This window comes from Mucilaginibacter sp. (assembly GCF_028288185.1).
Taxonomy (GTDB): Bacteria; Bacteroidota; Bacteroidia; order Sphingobacteriales; family Sphingobacteriaceae; genus Mucilaginibacter.
On record NZ_JAQBOF010000025.1, the window covers coordinates 80132 to 104400 of the forward strand.

The following is a 24269-nucleotide window of genomic DNA, read 5'->3' on the forward strand; positions in this document are numbered from 1 at the left end:
TTTGGACCGGATGAAATTTTTAAAAGTATTATTTTTTTTAATCTGTGTTTTTGCAGCCGTGCAAGTGCATGCCCAAAGCAGCGCCGAATTAGGGAAACAGCGGGATAGGATAAATCATGAGTTGGATCAGCTTAATCGTGAGTTACAGGAAACGCAATCAAATAAAAAAGCTACTTTAAAGCAGTTGAGTATTTTAAAAGCGCAAATATATCTCCGCGAGCAAAAGATCACCGTAATAAATAGCGAGGTACGGAACCTGGATAGCCAGATATCAGAAAATACCAATACTGTACATGATCTGCAAAGCCAGTTGGAGCTTTTGAAGAAAAAGTATGCCGATATGGTGCTGTTTGCCTTTCGTAACCAAAGCGCTTATAATAAGCTGATGTTTATTTTTGCATCAAAAGATTTTAACCAGGCTTACAAACGATTAAAATACTTACAACAGTTTGCAACCTATCGTGAACGGCAGGCGGCATCCATACAAAACAAGCAAAAAGACCTTCATGTTAAAATAGTTGAGCTTGATAAAACTAAAGATCAAAAACATACGTTGTTAATTGATCAGGAAAAGGAAAGAGAAACCCTTGGTAAAGAACGTAATAATCAGTCCGCAACGGCTAAGGATCTTACAAAACAAGAAAAACAGTTAAGGAACGAATACCAGGTAAAACAAAGACAGGTATCAAGAATTATCAGTCAATATGTAAGAGCGGTAAATGACGAAGCACGGCGCAAGGCCGAAGAAGAGGCAAGGATAGCGGCAGCAAAAGCAAAAGCAGCGGCGGGGGCCAACAAAGATGCAATACCCACTATTGCCATAAAACCAGTAGCACGTAAAACCAATAGCGAGATATTAAACGCGACACCCGAAGCCGCAAAACTGTCTAACGACTTTTTTGGTAACAGGGGCAGGTTGCCATGGCCGGTTGCCAATGGCGATATTACCCAGGGATTTGGGGCTTATATGACCGATGGTATCAGAAGTGAAAGTACCGGGGTAGATATCCGTACCAATAATGGCGCATCTGTAAGAACGGTATTTGAAGGAACAATATCAAAGGTGCAGAATGTGTTGGGCACCTGGCTTATAATAATTAGACATGGCGAATATTTAACAGCCTATTCAAACCTTAAATCGGTCGGCGTAACAGCCGGGCAAAAGGTTAGCACCAAACAAATATTGGGCGCTGCAGCAACAGATGCGGTGACAGGTGAAACACAAGTGCACTTTGAATTGTATAAAGCCGGCACACCTGTTGACCCTAAAATTTGGTTGGCCGACAGGTAAATTAAATTTGTAATACTTTAATTGTTTATATTTGTAACTTTAATTGATAAGAGTATGTTTAGTTCAGTTTTTTTGTTTTTTGAATTTACAGCGCCAGAAATAATGCTTATTTTATTTGTGACGTTGTTATTGTTTGGTGGCGATAAGCTACCGGGTTTGGCTAAGGGATTAGGTAAAGGTATCCGTGAATTTAAGGATGCGTCAGAAGGTGTTAAGCGTGAGATAAATAACCAGATTGATAACTACGAAAATAAAAAGAAGGAAGAGCCCGCTAAAACCGAAGAAACTCCTTTAATTGCAGAACATTCAACCGATAATGTTGAGGGTAATGCGGCTGAGACACCTACGGTAGCTAATACAATACCAGCCGGACAAAGCCATGTTGCTGCAACTGATAATATAGATCATGAGCATTATGACGGCACGCCCGAAAGTAGTGAGCACCTGTATAATCATTATAATGGTGTAACAGAAAATCAGGAGCCGGCAACCCACGTATCTGAAGCAGGTAAAGCAACTAAAGAATAATTAATTATAAACTAATATAAAATTTAAATATCATGGGATTAGATGGTCCAGCAGTATTTGTCATCCTTTTAGTAGTATTACTAATATTTGGTGGTAAAAAAATACCTGAATTAATGAAAGGTTTAGGCAAAGGTGTAAAAGAATTTAAAGACGCGCAAAGCGGCGAGAACGAAGACAAACCTAAGGTTTAGTCTTTCGACATAATTATACAGCTTTTTACTTAATGATACTTATCTGTTGAAATTAATTTCGATTTCAACAGATAAGTTTTTTATTTTCGGCCCATGACTAAATTTTATTCCTCTTTAAGTGAAATAAAGAGTGGGTTACAAAGCAATACCATTACTGTTGAAGAACTGGTAAAGAACTATCTAAGTCAGATTGAGCAAAATGCCCATTTAAATGCTTTTAACGAAGTATTTGGCCAGGAGGCATTACAACGTGCTAAGGATATTGACAGCCGCTTTAAGCAAGGCAATACGGGCAAACTGGCCGGTATGGTTATAGCTATAAAAGATAACATTTGTTATAAAGGGCATAAGGTAAGCGCGTCATCCAAAATTTTAAATGGTTTTCAGTCGGTTTACTCGTCAACAATAGTTGAACGTTTACTGGCCGAGGATGCTATTATTATAGGCCGCTGCAATTGCGATGAGTTTGCTATGGGCGCCTCTAACGAGTCATCTTATTTTGGCCCTGTAAAAAATTATGCCGATGAAACCAAAGTTGCAGGCGGATCATCAGGCGGCTCGGCTGTGGCGGTGCAGGCTGGTATGTGCCATGCGGCAATAGGTACAGATACAGGTGGCTCTGTAAGACAACCCGCTTCATTTTGCGGCGTAATAGGGTTAAAACCAACTTATGGCCGTGTATCAAGGCATGGGTTAATTGCCTATGCTTCATCATTTGATCAGGCAGGCCCGATCACTAATTCTATCGAAGACGCGGCGCTGTTGCTTGAAGTAATGGCCGGTGCCGATGAGTACGATAGTACAACCGTTAACAAATCGGTGCCATCCTATGCAACTGATCTTAAAAAATCAACCGGAAAAAAGAAAATAGCCTATTTGCAGGAATCCATATCAAGCCCCGGCGTTGATAGTGAGGTGAAAAATGCGCTCATAAACACCATTGATAAACTACGTGCCGAAGGACATACGATTAAACCAATAGCGTTTGAATACCTGGATTATTTAGTACCTGCTTATTACATACTGGTTACTGCCGAAGCTTCATCAAACCTGGCCCGTTTTGATGGTGTGCATTATGGTTATAGGAGTGAGGCAGCTACAGATCTGACATCGACTTATAAAAAATCGCGCTCTGAAGGCTTTGGTAAAGAGGTTAAACGCCGCATTATGCTGGGCACTTTTGTATTGAGTGCGGGTTATTATGATGCATATTACGCCAAAGCGCAAAAAGTACGCAGGCTGATACAGGAAAAAACCGAGAAAATTTTCGAAGAATACGATTTTATACTAATGCCGACAGCGCCCGAACCGGCGTTTAACATTGGCAAAGAAGAAAAAGACCCGGTTGTTAGTTACCTGGCAGATATTTTTACAGTGCAGGCATCATTAACCGGCGCACCGGCAATTTCTCTGCCCGTGGGCAATAACGCCAAAGGATTACCGTTAGGATTACAATTATTAGCCAAACATTTTAACGAACAAGAGTTGTTAAATTTCTCCAAATATTTCCTGGAGCTATAATAATTTAATATTTTAGTAAAACTATTGAGCCAAAAAAGCGTATAAGCTTACCTCTAACGAAAAAGAATGAAGAGATTTTTGATTTTTGCAGCCTTCCTTTTATCACAGCAAATTGTAAATGCTCATTCCTTAGCAATTGCCGACTCTGGTTTTAGAGCAGCGCGCGGCAATTACTCCCAAAAAACTTTAAAGGATACCGTTTTAGCGATGCCTGTCAGTGCTTATTCGGGTTCTGTTTTTAAACTTAGGTTGGATTCTATCCAAAAGGAAATCCCGTTGGATTATAATGAGTATGTACAGGCTTATATAGACATATACACCCGTCATAAAGACGAGATGAGCCATGTAATGGGGCTATCCAAATATTACTTCCCTATTTATGAAAAGATCTTTCGTGAAGCAGGCATCCCTACAGAAATTAAATATTTATCAATAGTTGAGTCAAAGCTTGACCCTAACGCGATATCAAGAGTTGGCGCAACCGGCCCATGGCAGTTTATGGCTACTACCGCCAAGATATATGGCCTAAACATGAACGATTATGTTGATGAGCGCCGGGATCCTATTCAATCGGCATACGCTGCTGCCGCATATTTAAAAGATGCTTACCAGGAGTTTGGCGATTGGTTGTTAGCCATTGCTTCATATAATTGCGGTAAAAGCAATGTAGAGCGTGCCATTGTAAAAGCAGGTGCTATGGATTTTTGGTCCATTCGCCAATACTTGCCTGTTGAAACACGCAGCTATGTGCCCGCTTATATCGCCATGTCCTACGTAATGAACTATGCCCGCCACCACGATATAACGCCCGATAACTGGAATTTCTCTGCCCGTATTGACACCGTTATGGTTAACAGGTTTGTGGAGCTTAATAATGTCGCAAGTGCATTAAATGTAAATATCAATGACCTTGCATTATTAAACCCGGCATATAAAAGGTTAATAATAAATGGGTCAACAATTGCACCTCGCAGAATGATCATCCCGCACATTGCGCAAGAAAAATATACGCCATTATATAATGTGCTTAATGGTATTCCAAATCCGGTTGTGTCAAGACCGCAACCGGCGCAAATGTTTGTAACCACCGCCGCCGCACCAGCTTCTGTTAAGCCTGTACTAACAGCGGATATAGTACAAACAGGTAATGTAGCTACCGCCGCGCTTGTTGCAGTTAAGCCTGCGATTATAAAAAATGCAGATTACCATGTTGTACAGGAAGGCGAAACTTTAGAAGCAATAGCTGCTGATAATGGTTTAGATGTGCGCGAGATAAAAGCCTGGAATCGCCTGCAATCTAATAAGGTTATAGCCGGTAAAAAGTTGAAGCTTAACCCGTTTGCTAAGACGGACAGAGGGTAGTGATCTTCTTTAAACCCGATTTTTTTATTCCGCAAATAGAATAATTAGCAAGGTGTCACCTAACCAAGTTATAAAATCATAAGTCGTTTATAACGACAGGGGTAAATGGTGGAGAACAAGTCAAAAGATATTATCAAATCTGCATCATCAAAAAAACATTAAATTCGGGTCTGAATTGTATAAGTATCTTATTATTAATATTTTACCTAAAAAACTTACTACCGGCATTAGCCCTCATACGCGATAAATGCCATTTTTTACTACCGGCAATAACCATAATGCCCGATAAATGCCCCAAATTACTACCAGTAAAGCCACTGATACCCGGAAAATGGCATTTTTTTATTACCGATAAACGCAGTAAAGCAGGTGTGAAAACATTTAAGGTAATTAACCCTTGCTTTTTTTATACCCGTTAAAAAAAGCGTTAACTTAGGGCCTTTAACTGATAACATGGATAAATCAAACCGTAAACTAGAAGCACTTAATTATCATTCTAAAGGACGCCCCGGTAAAATACAAGTAGTACCCACCAAGCCAACCAACTCGCAGCGCGATCTGACTATGGCTTATTCGCCGGGTGTTGCCGAGCCCTGTTTACGTATTGCCGAAAATGTTGATGATGTCTATAAGTATACTGCTAAAGGCAACCTGGTAGCTGTTATCACTAATGGTACAGCCGTACTAGGCTTAGGTAATATTGGCCCCGAAGCCAGCAAGCCGGTGATGGAAGGTAAGGGCCTGCTATTTAAGATCTACGCGGATATTGATGTTTTTGATTTAGAGATCAATGCTAAATCTGTTGATGAATTTGTGACCATAGTTAAGGCGCTAGAGCCAACTTTCGGTGGTATTAACCTGGAAGATATATCGGCACCAACCTGCTTCGAGATTGAGCGCAGGCTAAAAGCCGAAATGAAAATACCCGTTATGCATGACGATCAACACGGTACGGCCATCATATCGGGAGCAGCTTTATTAAATGCCTGCGAAATACAAGGCAAAAAGCTGGATAAAATAAAAATGGTAATTAATGGTGCAGGTGCCGCCGCGGTATCCTGCTCAAAAATATATTTATCACTGGGGGTTAAAAAAGAGAACCTGGTGATGTTTGACATTAACGGGCTAATAACCCCAACCCGTACCGACCTTGACGAAATGCGCCTGCAATTTGCTACCGAGCGCAAAGGCATAGATACACTTGGGGAAGCCATGAAAGGTGCCGATGTTTTCATTGGCCTATCAGCCGGTAATTTAGTTACGCCTGATATGCTGCGCGGCATGGCTAAAAATCCCATCGTTTTTGCAATGGCCAATCCCGAGCCGGAGATAACTTACGATCTGGCAATAACATCCCGTAAGGATATTATAATAGCTACGGGTAGGTCTGATTTCCCTAACCAGGTAAATAATGTGTTGGGTTTCCCTTACATATTTAGAGGGGCGTTGGATGTTAGGGCAAGTGCCATAAACGAAGAAATGAAACTGGCGGCTGTTTATGCTATAGCAGGCATTGCTAAAAAACCCGTACCCGAGGCGGTTAACCTGGCTTACAATGCTAAGAATTTAAAGTTTGGCCGCGATTATATTATCCCCAAACCAATGGATCAGCGGTTAATAACCGAGGTTTCATCAGCGGTAGCTAAGGCGGCTATCGAGTCGGGCGTAGCACGTAAGGTTATAACCGATTGGGATGCTTACACTGAAGAGTTGCGGTCAAAAGTAGGTGACGATGATAGGTTGATGCGCAATATTACCAACATAGCCAAGAGCAATCCTAAGCGGGTGGTTTTTGCCGATGCGGATAATTATAAAATACTACGTGCCGCCCAAATTGTAAAAGATGAAGGCATAGCCACACCAATTTTACTGGGCGATGTAGGAAAGATAAAACAGATTATTAAAGAAACTGAACTGGAGTTTGGCGAGGTAGAAATTATTGACCCGCATTTGGGTACCAAGCGGTCAGAAGAATACGCGCAGTATTACTTTAAAAAACGCCAGCGCAGAGGTATAACCTTATTTGAGGCAAGGCAGGTAATGACCGACTCAAACTATTACGGCGCCTGTATGGTACAGTTTGGCGCGGCGGATGCATTGATATCCGGGTTGAGTAAAAATTATGCAACCACCGTAAAACCTGCCCTACAGATCATCGGTACCGAAAAGGGTGTAAGCCGTGTAGCCGGTATGTATATGATGATAACCCAAAAAGGCCCGGTATTTTTTGGTGATACTACAGTAAACGTAAACCCTACAGTTGAAGAATTGGTAGATATTACCGTATTGATAGAGCGGTCTGTAAAGAAGTTTAATATTAATCCGAGAGTTGCTGTACTATCGTATTCCAACTTTGGATCAAACGATGGCCCGGTGCCCGAAGGTACGCGTGAAGCGGTGCGCATACTTCATGAAAAATATCCGGAAATGATAGTCGATGGTGATATGCAGGCCAACTTTGCCTTAAATGCTGATCTGTTAGCTGATAACTTTCCGTTCTCAACCTTAAAAGGTAAAGCTGCAAATACATTGATCTTCCCTAACCTGGAATCTGGTAACATTGCTTATAAACTTTTACAGGAAATAGGCAGCGCCGAAGCTGTTGGGCCAATTTTGTTGGGCTTGAAAAAGCCGGTACATGTATTACAGTTGGATAGTTCGGTACGTGAAATTGTAAACATGGTTACCATAGCAGTTGTTGACGCGCAGGCGAAAGCGGATAATAAATAGAGGTAAAAGGTTTAGAGGTTAAAGGTAAAAGGTTATTTTTACCTCAATCAAATTACTAGTAAAACCTTTTACATTAAACCTTAAATAACATGTACGCTTATATTGATGGCAGATTAGTTTTTAAAAGCCCCGCTTATGTGGTTATTGATGCCGGTGGGGTTGGTTATCATATCAATATATCGTTAAATACTTATTCTTTATTAGGCGATGCCGAAAGGTGTAAACTATTTACGTGGCTGCACGTAAAAGAAGATGGGCATACTTTATATGGCTTTGCCGATGAAGGCGAGCGCAGATTGTTCTTGCACCTTATTTCCATATCAGGCATAGGGCCAAATACAGGGCGTATGATGTTGTCATCTATCACTCCCCTTGAAATACAGACCGCAATTATCAACGGCAATGTTTCTTTAATACAACGTATAAAAGGCATAGGCCCAAAATCGGCACAAAGAGTAATTTTAGAGCTACAGGACAAGCTGCGTAAAGAAGGTTCTGAAACATTGAATACTACACCTATAGCTAAAACCGTTAAGGACGAGGCACTTGCCGCGTTGGTTATGCTGGGCTTTGCCCGTAACGCTGCCGAAAAGGTGCTGGAGCAGGAAATAAATAAAAATGGCGGAACATTAACTGTAGAACAGCTTATAAAATTCGCCTTAAAAAGTTTATAATTACGTTGATTTTAGTTGTTGCGTGTGATAGGAAATTTTACTTATAAATTTCTTCTGGGTGTACTCTCTTTCTCTGCTTTTTGCGGGATAAGAAACTCTTTTGCGCAACAAAGATCAACAGGAACACCTAAAAAAGATTCGGTAACAGTTAAAGCCCCATTTAAACGTACCCAATCAAAAAATGCGCTAATGCGCCAGGGTATTTTTGATCAGCCCCCGTTTGGTGTGGTGCGTACGGTTGAGTATGATGCCCTGTCAAACAGATATGTACTTTATGAGCGTATAGGTAATATGCTGTACCGTGCACCAACTTACCTTACTTTTAATGAGTACTTATACCTTAAACAAGCCGAAGAAAAGCGCGACTACTTTAAAAAACTGGCCGACAACTATTCATATGAACAACAGCAGCCCGGCTTCATACCGCCGATAAATGTTCACAACCAAACTTTCGAAAAAATATTTGGTAGCTCAATAATTGACATAAGGCCGCAGGGGTCGGCAGAGGCGGTGTTAAGCGGGCAGATAAATAGTAATGAAAATCCGCTGTTTAATACCAAGCAGCGCAAGCAATACAACTTTAATTTCGACCAGCACATACAGTTAAACTTAACGGGTAATATCGGCGATAAATTAAAGATAGCTACCAACTACAACACCGATGCCCAGTTCCAGTTTGATAACCAGGTAAAACTGGATTATATCGGCCACCCTGATGAGATCATACAAGAGATACAGGCCGGTACGGTAAGTATGCCTTTAAATACATCGTTAATAACAGGTACACAAGCTTTGTTTGGTTTAAAAACTAAATTGAAGTTTGGTAAGCTGGATGTGACCTCCATTTTTTCACAGCAACGCTCGCAATCAAAAAACATAACCATAACCAACCAGGGGCAGCAAGGCACATTTTCTGCCCTGGCATCAGATTATGAGGCCAATAAGCACTACTTTTTATCACAATATTTCCGTAATAATTATAATAAGGCGCTGGCTAATATCCCTATCATCAGCTCGAATATTAATATTACAAAAATTGAGGTCTGGACAACCAACCGCACCAACGCCACTACCGACTCGCGCGATGTAGCAGGCTTTTTGGATCTGGGTGAAAACGCGCCTTACAATACCGCGCAAATACAAGGTGGATCGGGTTTCTCAGGTTTGCCTGCAGGTTTCCAGGGGCCGGGGTTTACAGATCAGTCTAATAATTTACTAGCCAATTTACCGGCAAACGCTCGTTTTACTAATGATCCGTCAAACTCATTGATAGGTTATTTTGCAGCACATGGTGGTACAGATAACTATGCGAAATTAACCTACGCGCGCAAGCTTACAGCTAAGGAATATACCCTGCATGCGCAATTGGGTTATATATCCCTAAACTACCCTTTAAATAATGACGAGGTGCTGGCCGTGGCCTATCAATACACTTACAATGGCAAGCAATACCAGGTGGGCGAGTTTTCGAGCGATATACCGGTTAGTCCGGGTACGCCAAAGTTGTTGTACCTGAAACTATTAAAGAACACTTTACTAAAAACCAATCTGCCTACCTGGAAGTTGATGATGAAAAACATCTACTCATTGAACGCTTTCCAGGTTAGCTCTACAAATTTCAAGCTAAGTGTGGCACGTTTGGACGATAAATCGGGCATTGAGAAGCCGGTAATGGAGGAGGGGCAAAATACAAAAAGCAAACTCTGGCTAAAACTGACGGGCTTGGATAACTTAAATCAGCAGGGCGAAAAGCAATCAGATGGATACTTTGACTTTTTAGAAGGCGTAACTATTGATTCGCAAAACGGCCGAATTGTCTTTCCGACGGTAGAACCCTTTGGATCTGACCTGGCCAAACAATTTAATCCCGGCGAAACGGACCTCATCAACCGCTATGTTTATCAACAGTTGTATGATTCTACTAAAACCGTAGCGCAGCAGTTTTTTCCAAAGCTAAACCGGTACACCATTAAGGGTACTTATACCGCGCAGGGCGGCGGCGGCTCGTACCAATTAAACGCTATTAATATCCCGCAGGGGTCGGTAACGGTATCCGCAGGGGCAACTAAACTGGTAGAGGGTACAGATTATACAGTTGATTATAACGCGGGCCGTTTAAATGTAATTAACACAGCTATCCTGTCATCGGGGCAACCTATTGATGTGCATTTAGAGAATAATGAGCTTTTTGGTGTGCAGCAAAAGTCATTATACGGGTCGAGGTTCGATTATAAGTATAGTCCAAAACTTGCCTTAGGTGCCACAATATTGCACCTCACAGAGCAGCCCATATCGCAAAACGAAGCTATAGGGGCGGAGTCTATATCAAACACCATTGTGGGTTTTGATGTAAATTATGCTACAGATTCACGCCTGCTTACCCGCTTGGTTGACAAAATTCCATTTATTCATACCAAAGCGCCATCATCATTAAACTTTAGCGGTGAGTTTGCCAAATTGCTGCCAGGTAGCCCAAGCGTGCTCAATTATGCCGGCTCAACAAATGGCACATCCTATTTAGATGATTTTGAAAACAGCCAATCCATAATTGATGTTAAAAGCGCCAACAACTGGCAAATATCGGGCACCCCTCAATTATTTCCCGAGTCGCAGTTGTTTAACAACCTGAGTTATGGCTTTAACCGTGCACGGCTGGCGTTTTATAATATCGATCCTATATTTTACACTAATTCGGGGTCAATTGGGGTTACACGCAGCCAGTTGTCAAATCATTATCAACGGCAGATTATACAAACAGAGGTTTTTCCGTATAAACAATCGGTTACCGGCCAGCCTTTAAGCTTGTCGACTTTAGATCTGGCTTTTTATCCAACCATACGTGGCCCGTATAACTATGCAACAAGCGGTATTAATGCCGATGGTTCGTTACAAAACCCAACTACCCGCTGGGGTGGTATGTACCGTGGCATATCAACTAATGATTTCCAGGCATTGAACGTAGAGTATATTGAGTTTTGGGTGATGGACCCGTTCATCTACAAACCATCAGCGCCGGGTGGCGATTTATATTTCAACTTAGGCAGTATATCAGAAGACGTATTAAAAGACGGCCGTAAAGGTTTGGAGAACGGTTTACCGGTAAATGGTGATCTGAGTACGGTAGACACTACCGCATGGGGCAGGGTGCCAAAGGCACAACCTGTTGTAAATGCGTTTGACAGTAACCCGGCATCACGCGTTTTACAAGATGTTGGTTTGGATGGGTTGAGCGATGCGGACGAGCAGGCTAAATTTGCGGCAGTTGTCCAGCAGATCAAAGGTACGGTAAGCGGCACCGCGGCAAACGCTTTTGCTAATGACCCATCATCTGATAATTATCAATATTACCTTGGCCCAGCGCAGGACGCGGCAAAGGCCAGTATACTAGATCGGTATAGTAAATATAATGGTAACGAGGGCAACTCCAAAACCGCCCAGCAATCCCTGGCGGAGTTGGGGCTGCAAACATCGGCCAATACCTCATTGCCTGATGGCGAGGATATTGACCGGGATAATAACATGAGCCAGGACGACCAGTATTTTCAATACAAGGTGTCCATGCGCCCTAAGGATTTGGTAGTGGGCCAGAATTTTGTAAATGATAAACTAACATCGCAGGTTAAACTGGCCGATGGTACAACGCAAAATGTTACCTGGTACCAGTTTCGTATTCCTATCGCTTCTTATCAATCTGCTATTGGCGGGATACAGGATTTTAAGGCGATAAGGTACATGCGTATGTTTATGACCAACTTTGCCGATACTGCGGTACTACGTTTTGCCACACTGCAATTGGTACGTGGCGATTGGCGGGCATACAATACCGAGAAAAATCCGCTAAATGTTATTGCTGATCCGGCTATTACCAACCCGTCGCTGGACAACGCTGTCATTAATGTAGAAACTGTAAATATTGAAGAAAACGGTAAACGTGTACCTATACCTTACGTTGTGCCACCGGGCATTAACCGCCAGCGCGATTACAATAATCTGCAAACCAATACCCAGTTAAACGAGCAATCCCTATCATTAAATGTAACCAACCTTGCAGACGGTTATTCAAAAGCCGCATTCAAAACCTTTTATAACGACTTGCGCAAGTATAAGCACCTGCAAATGTTTATTCACGCCGAAGCAAACCAAACGGCATTGCATGATAATGATGTAAGCGCTTTTGTACGTTTAGGTGCCGATTACCAGGATAATTATTACGAATACGAAATCCCCCTAACAGTTACCCAGCCCGGCACCGCCAGCCCTAATTCTATCTGGCCGGACGCAAATGCGCTGGATATTGAACTGTCGTTATTAACCGATGCTAAAGTGGCGCGTAATAATGCCAAGTTTAATGGCTTGCCATGGCCCGTAAATAAACCGTTTACCTATGCCAACGGAAGAAACCGCATAACCATAATGGGTGTACCAGACCTAAGCCGTTTGCGAACGATTATGCTCGGTGTGCGTAACCCCTATCGTAATAATTTGCCGGTTGGGGTTGATGATGGGTTGAGTAAATCGGCCATTGTATGGTTTGATGAGTTGCGGTTAACCGATTTTGATAATAAAGGCGGCTGGGCGGCAATTGCCCGTGCTGATTTTAAACTGGCTGACTTTGCCACTGTCACCGTATCAGGCAATAAAAGTACGTCAGGCTTTGGCTCGCTCGACTCCAAACTGGAGGATAGGCAATTAACCAATAATCAGGGTTATGATATATCAGCCAATGCAGACCTGGGCCGATTTTTACCAAGCAAGGCGGGGATAAAAATTCCGGCTTATATCAATGTGTCCAACCAGGTAAATACGCCGCAGTATGATCCGGCGCAATCTGATATCTCGTTAAAACAAACGCTTAACTCGGCAAAATCGTCACAACAGCGCGACTCCATAAAAAATGCCGCCGAAGATTATACTATGCGCAAAAGCATCAACTTTACCAATGTGCATAAGGATAGAGCGCCGACTAAAAACACGGTACATGTTTATGACGTTGAAAATTTAAATGCCAGTTATGCTTATACCGAATATATGCACCATGATTTTACGACAGAAAACGACCTGGAGAGAACTTATCATGTAGCGCTGGCTTATAATTATGCCAATCAGCCTAAATATATTAGCCCGTTCGAAAAAATTATTAAAACCAATATGCTGGCGCTGATAAGGGATATTAACTTTAGCCTGGCACCTACCCGTTTAAATTTCAGCATTAATTTTGATCGTTTTTATTCGGAAAACTCATTGCGTAATAATGACCCGGCCAACCCTGTGTTAATACCGACAAGCTTTAACAAAACATTTAATATAACCCGTGTTTATGGTATGGGGTGGAACCTTACCAAATCATTAACCATGGATATTGATGCTACCAACCTATCGGTAGTTGATGAGCCTTACGGCCGCTTGGATGGTTTAAAAATTGATACCCTTTGGCAAAATATACGCAAGCTGGGACGCACCACCAATTACAACCACACGTTTAATATAAACTATACTGTACCGCTAAACAAAATACCGGGTATGGACTGGACAGCCTTGGGCGCCCATTACAGTACCAATTTTACATGGCAGGCCGCGCCAGAGTTTGCCATAGGCAACCCGCAATTTAACGTAGGTAACAGCATACAAAACGCCCGAAAAATACAGCTGGACCCGGCCTTAAACATAACTGCCTTATATAACAAGATAGCCTATTTAAGAAACGGCAGTAATCCTAAAAACAGCACGGCAACCAGGCTACTGGTTGGGTTTATAACCAGTATTAAAAACGTTAGCGCATCGTACACCCGCACCGACGCTACCTTTTTACCGGGATACCTGCCGCAATCAAATTTATTTGGCGAGGATTTGAGTTACGACTCGCCGGGCCTGGGTTTTTTATTAGGCAGCCAGGCTGACATACGAGGCCGCGCCATTAGCCAGGGTTGGATCTCAAGAGATACGCTACAAAATCAATTGTATGTACAATCTGTTGACGAGGATCTGCATTTAAAGGCAAGCGTAGAGCCGATATCCGACCTGCGGATACAGTTAAGCGCATTTAAAACGCAGCACCATACGTACCAAACCAATTTTAAATTTTTAAGCGCCACCAACGATTTTGAAAACCTGTCGCCGTCCACCACCGGTAATTATAGTATTTCTTATTTCTCATTGGCTACTGCTTTTTCAAAGGAGAAAGGGGTTAACAATACATCAGCGCCGTTCCAGAAGTTTTTGGATAACAGGAGCGTAATTTCTCAGCGCTTAGGGCATACCAATCCAAACTCAGGTACGGCAGCAGGCGGTTTTGCTGATGGTTACGGGCCTAACTCTCAAAATGTTTTGGTGCCGGCTTTCCTGGCTGCTTACACGGGCAAAGATGCTTCGGGCGCTAGCTTAAATCAATTCCCTAATATACCTATACCTAACTGGCAAGTTACCTATAGCGGTTTGGGCCGTATGCCCTTGTTCCAGGATTTATTTGAATCATTTGATATAAGGCATGGCTATCAATCATCCTATACCGTTGGCGACTATAATACCTTATTGCAGTATAAGGAAAGTAATGGTGCGGCAAGTTCTAGGGATGTTAATAATGACTTCCTGCCGCGTTTCCAGTTTTCGCAGATCACTATCATGGAGCAGTTTGTTCCGTTGATAGGTATTGATATCCGCTTTAAAAATAACATGACCGCCACTTTCGACTATCGCCAAAGCCGCGCATTAAGTTTAAGTTTACTAAACAGCCAGCTTACCCAGTTAAATGAGCATGTGGTAATGTTTGGCTTCGGCTATAAAACTAAGAACTTTAGGTTCCCGTTTGGGTTATTTAATAACCTGATATTGAAAAACGACCTGAACTTTAAGCTGGACTTTGCTTTACGCGATAACAAAACTTTAATTTACCAGGCTGATGTTACCGCCGCGCAAGTATCCTCAGGCGCGCAAAATATTACGTATCGCCCTTCTATTGATTATACCATTAGCCAACGGTTTATATTGAATATATTTTACGATTCAAACCTTACCAAGCCATTTACATCGCAGGCTTTCAATACCTCATTTACCAACTTTGGAGTTAATTTGAAGCTGTTGTTGCAGTAGATATTCAGAAGAGCGCTGTCATGCTGAGGTACTCGAAGCATGACAGGCCTTTACGCTCACCCTTCGAGAGCCTCAGGGTGACACCCACAGGTCTATTCCTTGACTTCCTTTTTTAATTCGCGCTTTAACTTACGCTCTGCCCGTTTTTGTTTGCGTGCAGCCTTTTTTATTTTGCGGTTTTGCTTATTGAGCTCATGTTCGCTCATGCGGGCGGTGGTAGCCTTCTGCGTTTTTTCGTCATAACCAACTGCTGGTTTAATGCCTAGCAGCAAACTATGCCAAATGGTTTTAAAAAAAGGTGAGTTTATCGGGCGCTTATAAACCACGTTGAATGATCGTGGTATTAAACCTTCTTTATCGGGGTTGTTATGTTTTAAGATAAATATATTGGCAAACATAGATACGATCAATTTATTTTTAAGGTTTTGATTTACACTATCGGCTTTTAAAATATTTATCTTCAAATCATTATATAAAACAATCACCTTGCCCCTTGATAAGTTGCTATTAGCTGTAAAATCAAAGCTAAACTCTTTTAACTTTCCCGAAGTGATTTTTACCATTGATAATGGCATGGTTGCTTGGTTTACAGGCTGCAAACTCATAGGGCCCAACTTGCCTTTATAAGTATAAGTGGCATCCTTGTCGGTTAAATTAAGCGTAAAGTTTACATCCAGTTTGCCGTGATCCATAAAATAGCTGGTTGCATGCACTTTAGTAATGTTGTTTTTTTGCAGTGCCGCTTTATTGGTTGTGACATTTAAAACCTGGCCATTGGTGCGGTTAAATGTTATGGTGCCGGTTTGGTTTGATTTTTTATTGTGTTCGCTGTAGCTGATATCGACATGATGAATAAGGATAGTATCTATCTTAACATCAGTAGTTAACTGGCGGAGGGCCACATTAGGAAAACTTTTGATCTTATCCTTATTGGTTGTAATGGCATTAGGATTACTAAAAATATCAAAACTACCCCCGCTGATTATCATGCTCGAAGCCGAAATAGAATGGTATTTATTGTAGGTTAAAAAATCGAACTTGTTAAGCTGGATAGAATCAAGTTTTAAAGTATAACGGCCCTTATCAGTTTTAGTAAAAAAATTACTAACCGGGTTTAAGGTAAAACCATCAATATTTACTTGTGCGCTGCGGGTTGAAAATTTAAGCCGCTTTACTGTATAAGTATATAAACCATTTGCTGTTTTACCTTTGTAATTGTTCAGGTCGGCTACTATGTCTTTGCAATAAAGTGTCCGTGACGAATCAGTTTGAGTTAATGAATCTATAAGCAACTCGTTAGCCTGCAAATTCATTTCTTTCAACTCGGATACCTCTAATTTATTACCCGAATAATCATCATATTTAAATTTAACATCGTTTAAAAATATATCGCCAACGTGTACATATTTTAGTGATTTGGATATTTTTTGCCACGGGGTGCGGAGATCTTTAACTGTAGTGTCTTTAGTATGATTTAGTTGGTAGCTTACATGTACCTCCGGCTCGGTAAGGGTAATGCGATCAATATCCAGTATATGCTGAAAGTATAATTTAAACGGATGGATATGCGATAACACCAATCGTTTTACATGAAATGTAGTTAGATTATTAGGGGCAAGGTGTAATTGCTTGCGATGATTATAAACCGCACTGTCAACCTTAAAATCGATATTGTAAATAATTATACGCCCCTCAAGTACATGCAGTTCGGCAGACGAAAAATCAACATTGTACAAGCTATCAGTGCTAGTTAATACCGCACTTTTTACTTTGTCTGATAGTATTGGCGACCAGTACCGATTAACTAAAAAGGCCAACCCCAACAGCAATATAATAAAAATGGTTACACTAACCAGCGTTACTTTTTGCCATTTATGCTTCAAAAAATTTAACGCCATTGAGTATCTGATTACTGTTTTTTAAGATTTGCTATCGAGTCTCTTTTAGCCTGTCGCCTTGCCTGGCGGTCTTCTTTCCGTTTTTTACGGTCCTCTTTAAACTTGTTAAACTTGTCAACCAAGGTACTTACTTTGGCTACAACTTTGTTAACCTTGCCTTCTGTTTTTTTATCAAAACCTACGCTTGGCTTTAACCCATCGAGCAAGCCTATGTATAAAAAACTAAAGAATGATACAGTTGGTTCGCGCTTTAAGTCGATTGGTCCCGGCCGAAAAACTCCTTTTTTATCCGGGTTTTCATTATCAATAATAAGCGAGTTTGCTATTTTTGATATAAAGCCCTGTTTTTGCAGTTCGGCTTTACCATCAACTTTTTTTAGCAGCTGTACATTTAGGTTTTTATAATAGAACTCTAAATGCCCTTTGCCATTATAATTATTGGCATCAACATTAAAATTTAAACGCTCTACATCGGCCGATTGCACATGTACCAAGGCTAACGGTTTTACCAGCTTATCTAATATGCGCCCATCAAACTTGCCCAACGTGCCCGAGTAGTTAAACGCGCCGTTTGTAGCATTTAAATTAAATTTAAAGTTTACTTGCAATGGCGCTACATTCATAAAGTGGGTGCTTATATGTGCTATCATAAACGGATTTACCTTTTTAGCATCTGCATCATTAGTTACATTAAAAAAGTGGCCGGTGGTATTGTTAAAAGTAATTATGCCAGTTTGCTGGGTCACGGCATCCAACTCCGAATATATGATATCGCTATGAGTAAGATTTAGCTTATTGAGTTTCATATCCAATGCCACCTTTTGCAATGCCTGGTGTGGGTCCTTGCCAATTTTTATAGATTTTTTGCCTTTATAATTGCTGTTACTATATATCTGCACATTGGCATTGGCAATATTCATGGTGCCGGCATACAGCTTTTGGTCGCGCAGGAAACGTTGCAGGTCAATATCAAGGATAGCTATCTTCTTAAATTTCAAAGTGAATATATCGCCTGATGTACCCAGCTTTTCATAAAAATCGGTATGGTTATATCGCGGCAAGAATGATACGCCGTCTAAAATGATCTCACGCTTAGCAGTAGAGAAATAGATCTGCTTTAATTCGGCTTTATACATACTGTCGGGAGTAGCTATTTTGTAATTATGTAATACAAACTCAATGCCTTTGGTATAATAAAAACGGGTGCTATCCAAAGCCGAAAGCGAATCGATTAAAATGCGGGATATATTAATATCCAGATGATTTATTGCCGTTTGTTTGGCTACCGGGTTACTTTTATTAATATAATTTACGTTGATGTCTTTTAACGAGATAGAATCTATACGCAACTGTTTAAATATATTTTTAACTAACTGGTAAGGCGTTTTTGGCTTGCCCACTTTTACCGTATCATTAAAGCTATAGCGCTTGTTTACAATGGTAAGATTGGGTTTATCAATAGATATATTATCAATGATCAGGATCTTTTCTTTATACGCTTTTTTAGCGCCTACGTTTTTAATGGTTAGTTTTTTAACGCTTAGTGTAAACAGATTGTCTGGTGCTTTTTTTTCGATTACCAGTTTTTGGTAGACTGCCGAATCGGGCACCAATTTAAAGTCAGTAAGTGTAGCATCTCCCGAAGTCAGGTCGAGATCAAAATTAGAGTATTCAATATGATACAAACTATCGGTTGATTTGAGTATCATCTCCTTTAGCTTTGCCTGTAGCAGAGGTTTCCACTTATCGCCGGCTACATATCTTTTATACAGATACCACCCGGTAGCACCTAGTAGAAATATAAATACCAATATAACGATGGGCCATATACGTATAGTGTATTTTTTAGGAGTTGGGTGCTGCGTCATTAATTTGTTTGCTATTAGATATTTGTATAACAACAATAACCCGGTTTTGTTAACCAGGTGTTGCTCCGGTAAAGAATACCCTTGGTATATTATATATTTTTACTTTTATATTTCTGCCAATCTGTCATCCTTGTATTTAAATTTTTGTATTTTTGCTGCTCAATTTTTTTACAACGATGATAGATTTGGTTATCCCGGATAAAGTACATGACGAGAGCAGGCAGGGCGAGGCTTTATTACTAGACCCTGTTGCGGGAAAAAATAACGGGCGTAAACTATATATAGAAAGTTATGGCTGCGCCATGAATTTTTCTGATAGCGAGATAGTAGCTTCTATATTATCAGAAAAAGGATTTGAAACTACCGGCGATTACAATGATGCTGATGTTATTTTCATCAACACGTGTTCTATTCGTGAAAACGCGGAAACACGTGTGCGCAATCGCCTGAAAGAATTTAAGGTTGCCAAAGGTAAAAAACCCGGAATGGTGGTTGGCGTATTAGGCTGCATGGCCGAACGTTTAAAAGCCAAATTTTTAGAAGAAGAAAAACTGGTTGATGTAGTGGTGGGCCCCGATGCTTACCGCGACCTGCCAAACTTGATAGACCAGGTTGATAGTGGGCAGAAAGCCGTTAATGTGCTATTATCACGCGAGGAAACTTATGCAGATATTAGTCCCGTACGATTGAATAGCAATGGCATTAACGCCTTCGTGTCAATTATGCGCGGTTGCGATAATATGTGTTCATTTTGCGTGGTACCGTTTACTCGTGGCCGCGAGCGTAGCCGTGATGCCATATCAATAGTGAATGAATGTACCGAACTGTTTAACAGCGGATACCGCGAGGTTACCTTGTTAGGGCAGAATGTGGATAGTTATAAATGGACAAAGCCTCACCCTGCCCTCTCCAAAGGAGAGGATTTAGATGAGGCTAAAACCGTTAACTTTGCTAGCCTGCTTGAACTGGTAGCTTTAATCAACCCAGATCTGCGCGTGCGTTTTTCAACCTCGCATCCAAAAGATATTACAGACGAGGTTTTATACATCATTGCCAAATACGACAACATTTGCAACTATATTCACCTGCCGGTACAATCGGGCAATAGCCGCGTGCTGGAGTTAATGAACCGTACTTATGATCGCGAATGGTATATCAATAGGATAGATGCTATACGCCGTATTATACCGGAGTGCGCTATATCAACCGATGTTATTACCGGCTTCTGTACCGAAACTGACGAAGAACATAAAGAAACCGTAAGCATGATGGATTATGTGCAATATGATTTTGCCTACATGTTTATGTACTCAGAGCGTCCCGGTACTTTAGCAGCCAAACGTTATGCGGATGATATTCCGGAAGCAACTAAAGCGGCAAGGTTAACAGAGATAGTTGCCTTACAGCAAAAATATTCGCTGGTGCGTTTGCAGGCACAAATAGGTAAAGTGCAAAAAGTGCTGATAGAAGGCTTTTCAAAAAAATCAAAAAACGACTATTGCGGACGCACCGACCAAAATGCAATGATGGTATTCCCGGTTGACGAAAGATACAAACCGGGACAATATGTGAATGTTGTCGCAGAGCGGTGCACAACTGCAACGTTAATGGGAAAAATAATTGACTAATTTGATAATTTGAAAATTTGAGGATTAGCATTTTTCAAATTTTCATTTTTCAAATCTTCAAACTAAATAATGGAGATACAAGAAATTAAACAACGCTACGGTATTATTGGCAACTCGCCATTATTAAACCGGGCAATAAATATAGCTAACCAGGTATCACCTACTGATATTTCTGTTTTAATAACAGGCGAGAGCGGTAGCGGTAAAGAGGTTTTCTCGCACATTATACACCAAATGAGCCCGCGCAAGCACGGGCCGTTTATTGCGGTTAACTGCGGTGCCATACCCGAGGGGACTATCGATTCTGAATTATTCGGTCACGAAAAAGGGGCCTATACAGGTGCCGTTGGCGAGCGTAAAGGTTATTTTGAAACCGTAAACGGTGGTACTATATTTTTGGATGAGATTGCGGAGATGCCGTTGGGTACCCAGGCCCGCCTACTGCGTGTTTTAGAATCAGGCCAATACATAAAGGTAGGTTCATCAAAAGTAGAAAAAACCAATGTGCGTGTTATTGCAGCAACCAATGTTGATGTTTATGACGCGGTAAAGAATGGTAAGTTCCGTGAGGATCTTTATTATCGTTTAAATACCGTGCCTTTGCGTATACCACCGCTGCGTGACAGGAAAGAGGATATTTACCTGCTGTTTAGAAAATTCACTTCAGACTTTACTGATAAATACCGTACACCACCAATCCAACTGGATGAGGAGGCGCAGCAGGTATTGGTCAACTACTCATGGCCGGGTAATGTGCGCCAGTTAAAAAACATGGCCGAGCAGTTGGCGGTTTTAGAGCGCGATCACGTAATTACAGGTCAAACTTTATTGACTTACATTCCGCAGGAAGCAAATGGTAAAAACCTGCCTATGCGAATAGGCAACCATGGTAAAGAAGATTTTTCTGAACGTGACATATTGTACAAAGTATTGTTTGATATGAAACGCGATATGGTAGAACTTAAAAAACTGGTGGCCGATATTATTGAGCATGGTGGGGTTACACCAAGCTTTGCCAATCAATCGCAAGCCATTAATCAATTGTACCGGGATATTGAAATGCCGGGCGGTAATGCTGATCAACAATTTACAATACAACAACCCGTTAATAACAACGATGGCTATAATATAACGCACGAAGCCGAAGAGGTGGAAGAGTCGTTATCACTGATAGAAAAAGAATCTGACCTGATACGCAAGGCCCTTAAAAAACATAAAGGCAAACGTAAGCTGGCAGCAAACGAATTGGGTATATCAGAAAGAACGTTGTACAGAAAAATAAAAGAATTAAATTTATAGGGTTGATGAAAAGGTTACTGGGTATATTTTTAGCGTTGGGTGCATTAGTTTTTGTTTCTCCGGGATGCTATTCGCTTTCAGGGTCGGCAGTACCGCCGGCAATGACTACCATAAACATCGGATTTTTTGAGAATAACGCCCCAATAGTGGTAGCTAACTTAAGCCAGGTACTAACAGAAGCTTTAAAAGAAAGGATCCGATCAACCACCCGCATAAGTATTGTTACCGGCGAAGGTAAAGCCAACATGAGTGGTGCCATAACTAAGTATTATTACGCACCAGTATCTATCCAGGCCTCTAATCCAAACGCGCCGCCAATTGCCGATGCGGAAGTTTTAAGCATTACTGTAAGGGTTAAATTTGTGTATGATGCCGATAAAAAACTTAATTTTGATCAGGAGTTTACAAAAACAGCCAACTTTACGGGCGATATAAACTCGCAGGAACAGGCATTGATCAGAACCATCACCAAACAGTTAATTGATGATATTTTTAATAAGGCCTTTAATAATTGGTAAGTATTTTATAGCTTCATCCCCGTGAACGAACAAGTAGATAACGCAGAGTACGAATTTTTATGGAAGCTATTAGCCAACCCGGCTGATCCAAATCACTCGTATATCTTTAATTTGCAATCGTTAGTGACGGATTATCCGCAAAGCGGTGCCCTGCGGGCACTATTAATGCCTAATGGGGATAAGCGTCATTTAAAACACGCCGCGGCTTATTTTAACCCGGTAGTATTACATAAACTAGCTACCGCGCCTGATAGCTTGCCTGTTGTAACATCAGAACAAGTTGTTTACAGTGACGAGCCACCGGCTGTACCTGCTGATGCTTATTTTAACATACCGGTAGCCGAACCGTTTATCCCGCCGGTAACTGAGCCTGAAACATCTTATTACCCTGTAACGGACGATGATGCAGTAGAAAATCATCAAACAGATACACCTTATAATAGATTTGCCGAACACGAAACCACTGCCGATAATCAGCACAACGATCTGGCAAATGCATACAATACTTTTGCCGAGAACGAAAAGGATCTGGATAACTATCCCGGGCATTGGGCAAAAGAGGCCGAGCCGATGGCTCAATCTATAGATGAGCCTGCACCATATACTTACCCGGTACCCGAAAACGCGGTTGATCACGCAGATAATGCATATACCCAACCTGAAGTTATTGCTGAGACAGCTCCTATACAGGAAAACTACATACATGAAGCAATAGCAACGCCATTAGCTGAAGAACCAGCACCTGCCGGGATAGAAGAAACTTCGGCAATATCAGCGGTTAAAGAAGAAAATACACTTGCGGAGGAATACAACGCGTATTTAGCCGAAAGTAATACGCAACCGGAAGAGCCTGTATCTTCATTTGATGGGATGAGATATTTTCATCAGGAGATTGATGATGAGGTATATGATGAGATAGTAAGTATTGAAGATATTGGTTTGGAGCAATTAGCTATCCTTAATAAATCTGCTAAAGAAGAGGATGCTGTTGCAGCGCTCGTTGCAAGTGCTAAAGCCGAAGAAAATCATTTTGTTTTTGAACCGGGGACTGCAGAAAGCAATGATGGAAAGATACAAGACCAGCAGCCCGCAATAGTTATCGAAAGAAAACCTCTTGAACTGCAACAAACAATAAACGACCAGGCAAATAACGATGTATCAAAATACAACGATGAAAAAATGCCTTACTCGTTTATGTGGTGGCTTGATAAAACCCGTAAAAAACATGCGGAGATATACCAGCCTTATGTAAGTAACTCAACCCCGCCTGCTGCCAAACTTAAAAAGAAAGAAGTTGTAGACGAATTACAACAGCAGTATTATCAAAACATTGTTAGTACCAGCTCTATAAATGATTTGAACCAGGCACCGCCAAAAACTACAACTAATCCATCGCACAAAAAAGAAGCTCAAATAATTGAGCGCTTTATACAGGAAGAGCCGCAAATTAAGCATCCAAGCGGTATTAAACTGAATAATGAGAACAAAGCAAAGCGAAGCTCGGAAGATAAAGAAGAACTGGTAACCGAAACACTGGCACGTATTTATACCGAACAAATGCTTTATCATAAAGCTATATTGACATATAAAAAATTGATGTTGAAATTTCCGGAAAAAAGCCTTTACTTTGCAGGCCAAATTGAACAGTTAGAAAGTAAAATAAATTAATATAAAG

General features: G+C 41.1%; 14 protein-coding genes. 12 read left to right on the forward strand and 2 right to left on the reverse strand.

Translation table 11 applies throughout. The annotated features are described in order from the left end of the window. The first annotated feature begins 10 nt into the window (after nucleotides 1-10). The 8 genes from JWQ34_RS09945 to sprA all read left to right on the forward strand — a co-directional run bounded on the left by JWQ34_RS09945 (nucleotide 11) and on the right by sprA (nucleotide 15383). The gene (locus JWQ34_RS09945; RefSeq protein ID WP_299357045.1) at nucleotides 11-1291 is read left to right on the forward strand and encodes a peptidoglycan DD-metalloendopeptidase family protein; all 1281 of its coding nucleotides are present in this window, start codon (nucleotides 11-13) and stop codon (nucleotides 1289-1291) included. 102 nt (nucleotides 1292-1393) lie between these two features. Further along, nucleotides 1394-1819, forward strand: a complete 426-nt coding sequence (locus JWQ34_RS09950) for a twin-arginine translocase TatA/TatE family subunit (RefSeq protein WP_299357047.1) — start codon at nucleotides 1394-1396, stop codon at nucleotides 1817-1819. 32 nt (nucleotides 1820-1851) lie between these two features. Continuing rightward, on the forward strand, nucleotides 1852-2010 hold the full coding sequence (locus JWQ34_RS09955; RefSeq protein WP_299357049.1) for a twin-arginine translocase TatA/TatE family subunit: 159 nt from the start codon (nucleotides 1852-1854) through the stop codon (nucleotides 2008-2010). Nucleotides 2011-2103: 93 nt separating this feature from the next. After that, a complete protein-coding gene (gene gatA, locus JWQ34_RS09960; protein WP_299357051.1) occupies nucleotides 2104-3531 on the forward strand; it encodes an Asp-tRNA(Asn)/Glu-tRNA(Gln) amidotransferase subunit GatA in 1428 nt (475 codons plus the stop codon). A 66-nt stretch (nucleotides 3532-3597) separates the two neighbouring features. Next, complete coding sequence (locus tag JWQ34_RS09965; protein WP_299357053.1) at nucleotides 3598-4893, forward strand: lytic transglycosylase domain-containing protein; 1296 nt, start codon at nucleotides 3598-3600, stop codon at nucleotides 4891-4893. A gap of 453 nt (nucleotides 4894-5346) precedes the next feature. Next, nucleotides 5347-7623: an NADP-dependent malic enzyme gene (locus tag JWQ34_RS09970; protein ID WP_299357055.1), complete on the forward strand. Its 2277-nt coding sequence runs from the start codon at nucleotides 5347-5349 to the stop codon at nucleotides 7621-7623. Between the two features lie 89 nt (nucleotides 7624-7712). Continuing rightward, nucleotides 7713-8297, forward strand: a complete 585-nt coding sequence (gene ruvA, locus JWQ34_RS09975; protein ID WP_299357058.1) for a Holliday junction branch migration protein RuvA — start codon at nucleotides 7713-7715, stop codon at nucleotides 8295-8297. Between the two features lie 24 nt (nucleotides 8298-8321). Continuing rightward, entirely contained in the window at nucleotides 8322-15383 is a 7062-nt protein-coding gene (gene sprA, locus JWQ34_RS09980) for a cell surface protein SprA (RefSeq protein WP_299357061.1), read from the forward strand. Nucleotides 15384-15475: 92 nt separating this feature from the next. On the opposite strand, the gene JWQ34_RS09985 is transcribed toward sprA, so the two are convergent. Beyond that, nucleotides 15476-17281: a hypothetical protein gene (locus tag JWQ34_RS09985; protein ID WP_299357063.1), complete on the reverse strand. Its 1806-nt coding sequence runs from the start codon at nucleotides 17279-17281 to the stop codon at nucleotides 15476-15478. 11 nt (nucleotides 17282-17292) lie between these two features. Beyond that, entirely contained in the window at nucleotides 17293-19149 is a 1857-nt protein-coding gene (locus tag JWQ34_RS09990; RefSeq protein WP_299357065.1) for a hypothetical protein, read from the reverse strand. Between the two features lie 176 nt (nucleotides 19150-19325). Here JWQ34_RS09990 and miaB point away from each other — a divergent pair, with 176 nt between their 5' ends. The 4 genes from miaB (at nucleotide 19326) to JWQ34_RS10010 (ending at nucleotide 24262) form a co-directional block, all read left to right on the forward strand. Continuing rightward, entirely contained in the window at nucleotides 19326-20777 is a 1452-nt protein-coding gene (gene miaB, locus JWQ34_RS09995; RefSeq protein WP_299357067.1) for a tRNA (N6-isopentenyl adenosine(37)-C2)-methylthiotransferase MiaB, read from the forward strand. A 69-nt stretch (nucleotides 20778-20846) separates the two neighbouring features. Next, nucleotides 20847-22076, forward strand: coding sequence for a sigma-54 dependent transcriptional regulator (locus tag JWQ34_RS10000; protein ID WP_299357070.1), 1230 nt, complete (start codon nucleotides 20847-20849; stop codon nucleotides 22074-22076). Nucleotides 22077-22081: 5 nt separating this feature from the next. Then, entirely contained in the window at nucleotides 22082-22594 is a 513-nt protein-coding gene (lptE, locus tag JWQ34_RS10005; RefSeq protein ID WP_299357072.1) for an LPS assembly lipoprotein LptE, read from the forward strand. 21 nt (nucleotides 22595-22615) lie between these two features. Then, the gene (locus tag JWQ34_RS10010) at nucleotides 22616-24262 is read left to right on the forward strand and encodes a hypothetical protein (RefSeq protein WP_299357074.1); all 1647 of its coding nucleotides are present in this window, start codon (nucleotides 22616-22618) and stop codon (nucleotides 24260-24262) included. Nucleotides 24263-24269: the final 7 nt, after the last annotated feature.

Coding starts and splice junctions, on each gene's coding strand:
- JWQ34_RS09945 (WP_299357045.1), top strand. CDS start 11: ATGAAATTTTTAAAAGTATTATTTTTTTTAATCTGTGTTTTTGCAGCC.
- JWQ34_RS09950 (WP_299357047.1), top strand. CDS start 1,394: ATGCTTATTTTATTTGTGACGTTGTTATTGTTTGGTGGCGATAAGCTA.
- JWQ34_RS09955 (WP_299357049.1), top strand. CDS start 1,852: ATGGGATTAGATGGTCCAGCAGTATTTGTCATCCTTTTAGTAGTATTA.
- gatA (WP_299357051.1), top strand. CDS start 2,104: ATGACTAAATTTTATTCCTCTTTAAGTGAAATAAAGAGTGGGTTACAA.
- JWQ34_RS09965 (WP_299357053.1), top strand. CDS start 3,598: ATGAAGAGATTTTTGATTTTTGCAGCCTTCCTTTTATCACAGCAAATT.
- JWQ34_RS09970 (WP_299357055.1), top strand. CDS start 5,347: ATGGATAAATCAAACCGTAAACTAGAAGCACTTAATTATCATTCTAAA.
- ruvA (WP_299357058.1), top strand. CDS start 7,713: ATGTACGCTTATATTGATGGCAGATTAGTTTTTAAAAGCCCCGCTTAT.
- JWQ34_RS09985 (WP_299357063.1), bottom strand. CDS start 17,281: ATGGCGTTAAATTTTTTGAAGCATAAATGGCAAAAAGTAACGCTGGTT.
- JWQ34_RS09990 (WP_299357065.1), bottom strand. CDS start 19,149: ATGACGCAGCACCCAACTCCTAAAAAATACACTATACGTATATGGCCC.
- miaB (WP_299357067.1), top strand. CDS start 19,326: ATGATAGATTTGGTTATCCCGGATAAAGTACATGACGAGAGCAGGCAG.
- JWQ34_RS10000 (WP_299357070.1), top strand. CDS start 20,847: ATGGAGATACAAGAAATTAAACAACGCTACGGTATTATTGGCAACTCG.
- lptE (WP_299357072.1), top strand. CDS start 22,082: ATGAAAAGGTTACTGGGTATATTTTTAGCGTTGGGTGCATTAGTTTTT.